Raw genomic sequence first — 9107 nt, 5'->3', positions numbered from 1 at the left:
CACGGCCACGGAGCTGCTCGCGGCCCGTCGGTTCCCGAGCCGCATCGAGATCGAGCCGGTCTGGGTTCGAATCTACACAGGCGACGAGAGGACGCCGGCCCTGGGCATCAACCGCGGGCATCGACTCAGGTACGCGAACTGAGACGATGGCCATCGGCAGCGGGCGAAGCCGAGCGAACCTGATTGACACAATTTCCGCGGCACAACCCAACCCTTTCTCGCCAACTCGGGTGGCCACCGCGGGCCGATCTTCAGGCGCCCGGTGCAAACCATGGAATGGCAATGGGTTGACGAAGCCACCCCGGGGCCGCTAGGCTGACGGCGCACCCCGGGAATGAAGGGCCAGCCCGCCACCATGTCGCTCCTGGAACTGATCTCGCTGGCTTTGGCCCTGGCCGTCGATGCCTTCTCCGTGGGCGTCAGCGTTGCGCTGACCCATCGCACGCCGCGGCAGGCCTTGCGGCTCAGCTTCCATTTCGGGCTCTTTCAGTCCCTGCTCGCGCTGGTTGGGATCTTGGCCGGCCGCCTGCTCTTCGCGGCGATCCAGCACATCGACCATTGGGTGGCTTGCCTGCTGCTGGCGGGGATCGGCCTGCGCATGCTGCGCGGGGAGCGCGACGAAGGGCGGCGGGCGCAGCCCAGCGATCTGACGCGCGGCCTCTCGCTCGTCGGCCTTTCCCTGGCCGTCAGCATCGATGCGGCGGCAGCGGGCGTCGGCCTCGCCGCGCTCGAGGCGCCGCTCGCCCTCGCCGTGTGCCTGATCGGCCTGGTGTCCTTCCTGGCGACGCTGCTGGCCTTTGCGCTCAGCGGCCCGCTGCGCGCGCGCCTGGGCCGGCACGCCGAGCGCGTTGCTGGCGTCGTGCTGATTCTGCTCGGGGTCAAGATCCTGGTGGAGCATCTCCGCTGAGGCCGGGCCGGCGCGGGAAGCTCGCGCGGAAGACCTCGAGCGCGGCGTCGCCGCCCAGGCGATCGACCGTCTGGAAATGCACGGGCAGGCGCAGGCCGAGGCGGAGCGCGGGCGGGCCAACCAGGTAGAGCCGGCCGCGCGGCGCGAGCAGGCGCGCGCTCTCGACGACCATCCGAGCGACGCTGTCCCGCTCGGCCGTGAAGCCGCGGTGCAGGGGTGGATTGCAGAGGATGAGGTCGAACCGGCCCGCGGCGAGCTCCTGTCCGGCATCGGAGGCCAACAGCTCGACCCCTGGCCCCGCCAGGCCGTTGCGCGCAAGCGTGTCGGCGGCGGCCTCGAGCGCGAGGGCATCGGTGTCGACAAGGGTGGCCTCGCGCACGCGGCCTTCGGCGAGCAGCAGCGCGGCAACGGGTCCCGCGCCACAGCCGAGGTCGAGCAGGCGATCGCCATCGCGCGGCGCGCAGCGCGCGAGCATCAGCGCCGTGGCTCCATCCAGCGCCCGCCAGCTGAAGAGCCCAGGCCGGCAGGCCACGTCGACAGCGACTCCGCGCGCCTGGGCGCGATAGCTCGCGGGCAGAGGCGGCAACGCGGGCGCCGGCGTCCCCTGTGGCCGCGCGAGGACCAAGCGGAGACCGGCGCGCCCTGCGACAGGCGCCAGCGCACTGAACTGGGCGAGGTAGGCAAGCGCGGGCTCCATGCCCTCGCGACGGCTGCCGTAGAGCGCGAGACCGCCCGCGGGCCCCACGCGCGCGACCAGCGCGGCAAGCGACTCGAAGAGCGCGCGGCGGTCCTTGTCCAAGGGCAGGACGACGAAGTCGCCCGGCGCCGCCTCGGCGCGGGCGGCATGCGCGACCGCGAGCCCAGGCAGGGCACCGGCAAGGCGCCGCCTGGCGAGGAGATCGCGCTCCACGGCGCGCACGCGTTCGGGGCCGCAGACGGCAAGCGCCTCAGCGGCGAGGAAGGCCAGTCCCGTGTCCGACAGCCAGACGCGACCGGCGTCCGGATAGCGCAGCGCACCGGCGAGGAGACGGCGCTGGCGGGCTTCGGTGTCGCTTGCCACTAGCGGCCTCGTGGCGCTGCCGGGAGTGCGAACAGTCGATGCACGGTCTCTCCTCTTGCAGCGAGGCCGCGCCGCCGGGCAGCCCGCAAAAGGCACGCCCGGAGTCGAGGACCCCGGGCGGAGAAGGCGGCGCAGCCGAGGGCGCGCTACTCGTACTTGATGATCTCGACCGGGCACTCCTCGGCAGCCTGGATGATCTCCTCTTCGAAGGCGGAGAGGTCGACGCCCTCGCGGATAGTGCAGGTCTCGTCGTTGACGTCGAAGACCTCGGGCGCCGTATCCGAGCAGAGATTGCAGACCGTGCAGCCTTCTTCGATCCAGACTTTCGTGATGGCCATGCAAGGACTCCTGGATGATTCCGTAAGCGCGGCCCCGCAAGCGCGGGGTCGGAGATCAGCGGTGTTCGAACGCGCTCAAAGTAAGGCGGCGCTACCGGGTAAACAAGCCCTGGAAGCCCGGATTCTTCGGGCCCCTCACATTGAGACAAGTCGCAACTTAGGCGGCTTTCTCCTGTGTTTTCCGGGCGGCCGCGGCCTTCGCCTTCCGTGCCGATCCGCCGCCTTCGGCCGCGCGTCCAGGGTGCCGGGCTTCCGTGTTGGCCCGAACCTGCTCGGCCCGCCAGCGCTGGTAGTGCATGCTGCAGAGCCCGCGCGCGACGACGGGTCGATTGCAGTTCTGCTCCAGGCAGATGCGCTGCGCGCCGGGCTTGCGACCGCGATTCGATTTCCGGAGCGGATTGCCGCCGGACTTCTTCAGGATGTGGTTCAGCGTGACCTCTATGCTCTTGGTCCGCTCTTCCAGGGACTTCAACTGTTCCTCTGACGGCAGTTCCTTTGCAACTGCCTTTGCAGTCTTGGCAACGATCTCCTCGATCATCTGCTCGAGGGACTTGCCCAGCTCCTTCGCATTCATGCTGTCCTTCCTTTCAGGCGGCGCTACCGCCACGTCCGGAGCATCATAGTCCATTCCGAACCGATTGCAATACTCTTTTGATGATCCGGGTTTCCAAAGCAGTCAAAGCGGGCTGTTATTCCAGGCTCCGGGAGTACGGATTCCGGCAAAGAAAAGCTGCCCGACCAGGGCTGCCGGGGATCCATCAGCGCGTCAAGAGGAGTTGGCCTGAGAGGGACCCGAAAAGCCGCTGTCCGAGCAGCACGAGACGAAGCCCCCGGCCGGGGAAGGGCCGCCGCCGGTTGCCCGGCCGGCGGTTCGCCGGGCCGTGAGCGGCGGAAGGATAGCGGCCGCCCGGGGCGTCCGCAAACCGGGCCTAGACCCGCGCCGGGCGGCGGAGGTCCTGGCCCGTCATCTGAGGGGAGGGCGAGAGCCCGGCGTGGGCCAGCAGGCTGGGAATCACGTCGGCCAGGCGGCCGGGGGCCAGGCTGCCCCCGAAGCGAGGGTCGACCAGGATCAGCGGGACCGGCGTCGTCGTGTGGGCCGTGTGGGGTCCCCTCGTCTCCGGGTCCCACATCTTCTCGACGTTGCCGTGGTCGGCGGTCACGAAGAGGAAGCCCTGCTTGTCGAGTGCGGCCTCGACGACCTTGCCCACGGCGAGGTCCACGGCCTCGACGGCGGCGATCGCGGCCTTGAGCACGCCGCTGTGGCCGACCATGTCGCAGTTGGCGAAGTTCACGATGTGGGCGTCGAAGCGGCCCGCCTGGGCGGCCTCGAGGTAGCGGGCGGTCACCTCGGGCAGGCTCATCTCGGGCTGGAGATCGTAGGTGGCCACCTTCGGGCTCGGCACGAGGATGCGCTCCTCGCCCGGGTAGGGCGTCTCGTTGCCGCCGTTGAAGAAGAAGGTGACGTGGGCGTACTTCTCCGTCTCGGCGAGGCGCAGGTTCGTCAGGCCCGCGGCGGCGAAGACGTCGGCGAAGAGGCCGTCCAGCGTGAGCGGCGGGAAGGCCTGGGGCAGGGCGAAGGTGGCGTCGTACTCGGTCATCGAGGCGAAGCGCAGGCGCGGGAAGCGCGCGCGGGGGAAGCCCGTGAAGTCGGCCTCGGTGAAGGCGCGCGTGAGCTGGCGGGCGCGGTCGGCGCGGAAGTTGAAGAAGAAGATCCCGTCGCCGGCAGCCACGGGACCGCGCGGCTTCTTATCCGTGCCGACGATGACGACCGGCTCCATGAACTCGTCGGTCATGTCGCGCGCGTAGGAGCTCTCCACGGCGGCCACGGGGTCGACGTCGCTCGGCCCCTCGCCGAGGACGATCACCTCCCAGTGCCGGCGCACGCGGTCCCAGCGCTTGTCGCGGTCCATGCCCCAGTAGCGGCCGCCCACGCTGGCCAGCGCGCAGTCGGCGCCCTTCGCGCGCGCGGCGCTCAAGCAACCCTCCACCGTGCGGACGAAGCCCGCGCCCGAACGGGGCGGCGTGTCGCGGCCGTCGAGCAGGGCGTGCAGGCGCAGCCGCAGGCCCGCCGCCGCGCCTTCGCGGATCAGCGCTTCGAGGTGCTCGAAGCTGCTGTGCACCCCGCCATCCGAGACGAGGCCGACGAGGTGCAGCGTGCTGCCGGCGGCCTTGACCGTGGCCACCAGTTCGGCGAGGGCTGGCTGCGCAAGCAGCGCCCCCGCGGCGACCACCTTGTCGATGCGCGCAATGTCCTGATCGACGATGCGCCCCGCGCCCAGGTTCAGGTGCCCCACTTCGGAATTGCCCATCTGGCCAGGGGGCAGGCCCACGTCGAGGCCGCTGGTCTTGATCAGCGTGTGCGGATAGCGGGCGAGCAGGGCGTCGAGATGGGGCGTGCGGGCCTGGTAGCTGGCGTTCGTGGGCCCGGGCTCGCCCAGGTTCCAGCCGTCGAGGATGAGGAGCGTCGCCGGGCGGGGGAGCTGGCTCATGGCGGGATCCTTTCGTGAGCCGCGATGATAGGCGGCGGCCTTGCGCCTGGCAAGGCCGCGCCGGGCCGCCGGCTTGCGCAGGCCGGGGCGATGACCTAGCCTGCGGCCATGCCCAGCCCCGATGACGAGAAGCAGCGCGGCCTCTTCGACCCGCCGCCCCCGGGGGCGGGCGCGCAGCCGCGCGAACAGGGCGCGGCCACGCCGCCGCCGGCCGCGCCACCGCCGGCCGCGCCGCCAGCCGCGCCACCGGCCGCACCACCGGCCGCGCCACCGGCCCTCAGCGTCAGCGCCTTCAACGAGCGCGTCGCCGCCTTCCTGACCGGACTCTTTCCCGGCCGCTTCCGCATCCAGGGCTTCGTGAGCGGCTTCGACCGCCAGTGGGCGCGGGGCGGGCACGTCTATTTCGACCTCGTCGAGAAGGACCCGGCCGACCCGAGCAGCGTGCTCTCGCAGGTCTCGCTGGTGATCTGGCGCGGCACGCGCGGCCGGCTCCAGGGCGCGCTCGCGCAGCTCGGCGGCCCCGAGATCCAGCTCGATGACCAGCAGCTCACCTTCGAGGTGACCCTCAACTACTACACGCCGCGCGGCCGGCTCTCGCTGATCGTCGAGGAGGTCGACCTCGAGGCCAGCCTCGGCGCGCAGAAGCTGGACCGCGAGCGCCTGTTGCGCCAGCTCGCAGCCGAGGGCCTCCTCGAGCGCAACGCGCGGGTGCCGCTGGCGGCGGTGCCGCTGCGCCTCGCGCTCGTCACCAGCGTGGAGAGCGCGGCCTACCACGACTTCATCAAGGAGCTGGGGCTGGCGGGCATCGGCTTTCGGCTCACCTGTCTGGACGCTCGCGTGCAGGGCAGCGAGCAGGAGGCCTCGCTGCTGGCCGCTTTTGCCTGGCTCGCCCACCGCGCGGCGCGCTTCGACGCCGTGGTGCTGATCCGCGGCGGCGGCAGCCGCAGCGACCTGGCCGGCTTCGACGGCGCGCCGCTCGCGCGGGCCATCGCGACCTGTCCCTTGCCCGTGCTCACGGGCATCGGCCACGAGATCGATCGCTCGGTGGCCGACGAGGTCGCGCAGCGCGCCTTCAAGACGCCCACCGCCGTGGCGCAGTTCCTCGTTCAGCGGGCGGAGGACTGGCTCGCCCGGCTGGAGGAGCGCGCGGAGGCCGTGCAGCGTGCGGGCGAGAAGCGACTCGTCGCCGAGAACCGCCGCCTGGAACGGCGCGCGCACGCGCTCGGCGGCCTCGCGCAGCGCCTCCTCGCGGCACGGCGCGAGCGGCTGGAGGGTCGCGCCGCCGCGCTCCCACTGCTGCTGCGGCAGGCCCTGCGCTTCGCGCGGCTGCGTGTGGCTCGGGGCGAAGCGCGCCTCGCGCCCGTGGCGCGCGCGCGGCTGCTCGTGCAAGGCCGCGAACTGGCGCACGCCGAGACGCGCCTGCGCCTGCTCGATCCCCGCCGCGTGCTCGAGCGCGGCTTCAGCCTCACGCGCGACGCCACCGGCCGCCTCCTGCGCAGCCCGGCGGGCCTCGCGCTCGGCGACCGCATCACCACGACCCTGGCCGCCGGCAGCCTCGAGAGCGAGCTGCGCGCCCTCGAGGCCGGCGGCGACGAAGGAGAGCGCCCATGACGGCCAAGAAGGACACGCCCGTCGACAAGCTCGGCTACGAGGAGGCGATGGCCGACCTCGAGGCCATCCTTGCCGAGCTGGAAGCCGAGGCGACGGACCTGGACCGCCTCGCCGAGCGCATCAAGCGGGCCAGCGAGCTGGTCAAGCACTGCCGCGAGAAGATCCACGGCGCCGAGCTGGCGGTGGAAAAGGTCCTGAAGGAGCTGCCCGCGGCGGCCGGAGCCCAGGGGGAGTCCCAGTCCGCGCCGGGCTCGGGGGAGAATCCGCCCTTCTGAGGCCGCGCGCGGCAGCTTCTGCCGCGATGGGAAGCCCATGGCCGCGCCGCCTCCGCCTCGCTTCGGCTCGCTACTCGCGCCCGCCGGGATGCGCTTCTTTCCCCATGGCCTGCTCGGGTTGCTCTGGGCCCTGGCCATCGGGCAGCACAAGCGCCTGCCGAAGACCTTCCCCGGGCACTTCGACCTTCACGGCCGGCCCCTGGACTGGGTGCCCAAGACACCGGCCCTCTTCACGCTGCCCATCCTGGCGACGGTCTGCTTCATCGTGATCGGCGTGCTCGAAGCGCTCGCGCTGCGGCACCCGGTGGTGGACGGCTATCGCCTCGAGGGCCGCGCCGCCGAGCAGGTGCGGCGCCTGATGCGGCGCTACGTCTTCTTCGTGCGTGGCGCGCTGATGGCCTGGATGCTCCACCTCGAGTTCCGCCTCACGCAGATCGCCTATGGCCACACCAACCGGCTCGGCGCGGACAGCTACCTCGTGGCCGGCCTGCTCGTCCTCTACACCGGCGTGGGCGCCTGGCTGCTGCTGCGCATGGCGCGGCGCTGGCTGGCCTGGCAGCGCGCGGAAGAGGCGGCGAGCCTGCGCCTGGACTGAAACCGCCGCGCGGCCGGCGTGCTATAGTGCCGGCATGGCCAGCGCCGCAAGTGCTCTCGAATTCGATCAGGTCAGCAAGGTCTACGATCCCGGCGGGGGCGCCCCGCGCGCGGTGCTCACGGGGCTTAGCTTCCGCGTGGCGCGCGGCGCCTCGCTGGCCGTGGTGGGGCGCAGCGGCAGCGGCAAGTCGACCCTGCTCAATCTCGCCGGCGGCATCGACCTGCCCAGCGAGGGCCGCGTGCTCGTCGCCGGCGAGGACCTCGCCGCGCTCAGCGATCGTCGGCGCAGCCTGCTGCGCCGGGATCGCATCGGCTTCGTCTTCCAGTTCTACCACCTGCTGCCGCACCTGAGCGTGGCCGACAACGTGGCCCTGCCCGCCTGGATCGCCGGCGCGGGCACGGCCACGGTGCGCGCGCGCATCGCCGAGCTGCTCGCTCGCGTGGGCCTCGCCGATCGCGCGGGCGACCCCGTGCAGAAGCTCAGCGGCGGCGAGATGCAGCGCGTCGCCATCTGCCGCGCCCTCCTGGCCCGTCCCGCGCTGCTGCTCGCCGACGAACCCACGGGCAGCCTCGACGAGGAGAACGGCCGCCTCGTGATGACCCTGCTCCTCGCGCTCGCCGAGGAGGAGGGCAGCACCTTGATCGTCGCGACGCACAGCCTCGAGCTGGCGCGCCTGGCCGGCGAAGTGCGCCGCCTGCACGGCGGGCGGCTCGAAGGCGCCGAGTCGTGAAGGGGCGCCTCGGCCTCGGCGCCTACATCGGCAAGGCCCTGGCCGCGGAGCTGCACGGCGGCAAGACGCTCTTCCTGCTCACGGTGGCGGGCGTCGCCCTCGGCGTGGCGGCCGTGATCGGCATCCAGATCCTCAACCGCAACGCGCTCGCCGCCTTCTCGGGCGGCGTCGAGGCCGTGAGCGACCGCGCCGACCTCACGGTGACGAGCCTCACGCCCGAGCTGTCCGAAGCGCTCTACCCGCGCGTGCTCGGCACGGCGGGCGTGGCGGCCGCGTGGCCGCTCACGCGCCTGGATGTGTGCCTGGCCGCAGACCCGACGGTCTTTCTCGAGGTGATCGGCCTGGACGTCTTCGCGCCGATGGGCCTCGCCCTCGGTGAGGCGGCGGCCGCGACAGAGAGCGGCAGCGGCGAGGCGCTCGTCGCGGCGCTCACGGAGCCCGGCTGGGTGGCGCTCAGTCCCGCCTTCGCCGCCGAGCGCGGCTGGCAGGTGGGGGACACGCTCGCGGTGACCAGCGGCAGTCGGCGCGTGCGGCTCACGGTGGGCGCGCTGCTCGACTACCAGCGCCAGGCGCCGCTGGCCACGCGCAAGCTGGCCTTCATGGACATCGCGCAGGCGCAGGCGCTCTTCGGCGGCGCGGGGCGCTTGGATGAGATCGGCGTCAGGCTCGCCGCAGGCGCCCAGCCCGCGCAGGTGGCCGCGGCGCTCGCCGCGCGCCTGGGGCCCGGCGTGGAGATCCTGGACGCCGGCGGCCGCCGCCGCGAGGCGGCCGGCCTGCTCGCGGCCTTTCGCCTGAACCTCACCGCGCTCAGCCTGATCAGCCTCGTCGTCGGGCTCTTCCTCATCTATAGCAGTGTGCAGGCGGCGCTCGTGCGGCGGCGCGCGGAGTTCGGCTTGCTGCGCGCGCTCGGCGCAACGGCGCCACAGGTGCTCGCGATCATCCTCGCCGAGGCGGCGCTGCTCGGCGCCTTCGGCACGGCGCTGGGCCTGCCGCTGGGCTGGTGGGTGGCGAAGCAGGGCGTCGCCACCGTGAGCGCGACGCTCACGAACATCTACCTGCTCAGCGAGATCGAGCGGCTCACGCTGCCGGCTTCGCTCATTTT

10 protein-coding genes are annotated in these 9107 nt (G+C 72.3%); 6 read left to right on the top strand and 4 right to left on the bottom strand.

Annotated features, from left to right (window positions below; all coding sequences use genetic code 11):
* Window positions 1–334: 334 nt before the first annotated feature.
* The gene (locus tag FJ251_11010; GenBank protein ID MBM4118248.1) at window positions 335–907 is read left to right on the top strand and encodes a manganese efflux pump; all 573 of its coding nucleotides are present in this window, start codon (window positions 335–337) and stop codon (window positions 905–907) included.
* Here FJ251_11010 and FJ251_11005 read toward each other — a convergent pair.
* The 4 genes from FJ251_11005 to FJ251_10990 form a co-directional block, all read right to left on the bottom strand.
* On the bottom strand, window positions 879–1967 hold the full coding sequence (locus FJ251_11005; protein ID MBM4118247.1) for a methyltransferase: 1089 nt from the start codon (window positions 1965–1967) through the stop codon (window positions 879–881). The two genes, FJ251_11010 and FJ251_11005, sit on opposite strands and share 29 nt — an antisense overlap.
* A 146-nt stretch (window positions 1968–2113) precedes the next feature.
* Window positions 2114–2305 carry a ferredoxin gene (locus FJ251_11000; protein ID MBM4118246.1) on the bottom strand — a complete coding sequence of 64 codons (192 nt, stop codon included), beginning with the start codon at window positions 2303–2305 and terminating at the stop codon, window positions 2114–2116.
* Between the two features lie 157 nt (window positions 2306–2462).
* Entirely contained in the window at window positions 2463–2879 is a 417-nt protein-coding gene (locus FJ251_10995) for a hypothetical protein (GenBank protein ID MBM4118245.1), read from the bottom strand.
* A gap of 355 nt (window positions 2880–3234) precedes the next feature.
* The gene (locus FJ251_10990) at window positions 3235–4794 is read right to left on the bottom strand and encodes a 2,3-bisphosphoglycerate-independent phosphoglycerate mutase (GenBank protein MBM4118244.1); all 1560 of its coding nucleotides are present in this window, start codon (window positions 4792–4794) and stop codon (window positions 3235–3237) included.
* Between the two features lie 108 nt (window positions 4795–4902).
* Here FJ251_10990 and xseA point away from each other — a divergent pair, with 108 nt between their 5' ends.
* The 5 genes from xseA to FJ251_10965 form a co-directional block, all read left to right on the top strand.
* On the top strand, window positions 4903–6405 hold the full coding sequence (xseA, locus tag FJ251_10985; GenBank protein MBM4118243.1) for an exodeoxyribonuclease VII large subunit: 1503 nt from the start codon (window positions 4903–4905) through the stop codon (window positions 6403–6405).
* Window positions 6402–6680 (top strand): exodeoxyribonuclease VII small subunit, encoded by a 279-nt coding sequence (gene xseB, locus FJ251_10980; GenBank protein ID MBM4118242.1) that lies wholly within the window; start codon window positions 6402–6404, stop codon window positions 6678–6680. Before xseA ends, xseB begins: the two co-directional genes overlap by 4 nt.
* 37 nt (window positions 6681–6717) lie before the next feature.
* The gene (locus FJ251_10975; protein MBM4118241.1) at window positions 6718–7275 is read left to right on the top strand and encodes a DUF1648 domain-containing protein; all 558 of its coding nucleotides are present in this window, start codon (window positions 6718–6720) and stop codon (window positions 7273–7275) included.
* Between the two features lie 34 nt (window positions 7276–7309).
* Window positions 7310–8005 carry an ABC transporter ATP-binding protein gene (locus FJ251_10970; GenBank protein MBM4118240.1) on the top strand — a complete coding sequence of 232 codons (696 nt, stop codon included), beginning with the start codon at window positions 7310–7312 and terminating at the stop codon, window positions 8003–8005.
* On the top strand, window positions 8002–9107 hold a 1106-nt coding region (locus FJ251_10965), incomplete at its 3' end, for an FtsX-like permease family protein (GenBank protein MBM4118239.1). The genes FJ251_10970 and FJ251_10965, both read left to right, overlap by 4 nt.

This window comes from bacterium (assembly GCA_016873475.1).
Taxonomy (GTDB): domain Bacteria; phylum Krumholzibacteriota; class Krumholzibacteriia; order JACNKJ01; family JACNKJ01; genus VGXI01.
The sequence above is the reverse complement of the archived record's forward strand: the minus strand, read 5'-3'. Positions and strand labels throughout refer to the sequence as shown.